This is a genomic window from Marinicella pacifica (assembly GCF_014636635.1).
In the GTDB taxonomy this organism is placed as follows: Bacteria; Pseudomonadota; Gammaproteobacteria; order Xanthomonadales; family Marinicellaceae; genus Marinicella; species Marinicella pacifica.
Map to the genome: position 1 here is coordinate 1 of NZ_BMEO01000035.1, position 1,332 is coordinate 1,332.

Genomic DNA, 1,332 nt, shown 5'->3' on the forward strand with positions numbered 1-1,332 from the left:
AATTATTCATAATATCACCTCATACACTTACCCACGGCGCTGCGCCGAGCAGCGGGGTTTGGGGCAGCGCCCCATTTATAACCTTATCAGTTTTGATTATAAACAATGGTTTCGGACATATATCCGGCCTGTTTGTGAGGTCATTTTGTAGCCTCTGGCCTTGATGAGATCCGAACCTGACTTTCTTATCATGCACTCGGCCTTGATGGCCTTGTCCTAGATCAGTTTAAAGTCAGGTCGGGTTACCTGTTGTTCATCATGCTTGCTGACTTGGTTGGTTAGTTTTTACTTTTGGGTTAATGTGTACTCTGGGTTATAGGCTTGACCTTTGTTCAATACCGCCCAAATGATTCTGGCCATTTTATGGGCTGTGGCTACGACAGCTTTGTGTTTACCTCGCCTTTGTTCGACTTGTTTGGCAAACCTTTTGAGCGTACAGTCTTGTTTAAAGGTGCTCAAAACAATTCTGCCACCGTGTATCAGCAGTGTCCGCAAGTACCTGTCACCCCGTTTGGACATGCCCTGGTTAACGATTTTGGTACCACTGGCCTGATGCTTTGGTGTTAGTCCCAGCCATGCAGCAAAGCCTCTGGCACTTTTGAACTGTTTGGCATCACCCACCTGAGCCAATATGGCTGATGCCGTGATTAAGCCGATACCTGGGATTTGCATAATTGGTTGGTATTGTGGATGTGCGGCAGCGGTTTGTTCTATTTTTTGTTCTATGACTTCAATTTTGTGGTTGGATATTCGTAATTCATCCAGCATGTCATTAAGCATTTCGCGCATTAGGAATGATAATTGATTGCTCATGTCTTCAATAATCAATGGTAGCTGAGTTTTCATAACATGGTAGGAACGGGTCATGATGATGCCATATTCCGATAGTAGGCCTCTGGTTTGGTTTACCAATGAGGTTCTGTCACGAATTAACCGCTGTCTGATGCGGTGCATGGCTTGTAAGTCTTGTTGTTCAAAGGTTTTTACTGGTACAAAATGAATATTTGGACGCAAACTTGCTTCACAGATAGCCACCGCATCATGGTGATCATTCTTGTTGCCTTTAACGAACGGTTTTACATGCTGCGGTGGAATCAGTTTCACTTTGAATCCCAATGCCTGGAATTGTCTGCCCCAATGATTGGCAGAATAGCATGACTCCATAACGATGGCATCTGGTTTAACTTGAAGGACTGATTCAACCAACTTTCTTCGGGTAACTTTTTTGTTTAATATGACATGGTTGTTCAAATCCATGCCACATAATTGAAAAACAGTTTTTGCCAGGTCGATAGATAATAATTTACAATGTTTCATGATGAATGTCTCCGG

General features: G+C 43.3%; 1 protein-coding gene. It reads right to left on the reverse strand.

Translation table 11 applies throughout. The features are described from left to right. Positions 1 to 285 precede the first annotated feature (285 nt). Positions 286 to 1,317 (reverse strand): IS110 family RNA-guided transposase, encoded by a 1,032-nt coding sequence (locus IEV16_RS13275; RefSeq protein WP_188366202.1) that lies wholly within the window; start codon positions 1,315 to 1,317, stop codon positions 286 to 288. Between the last annotated feature and the right edge of the window lie 15 nt (positions 1,318 to 1,332).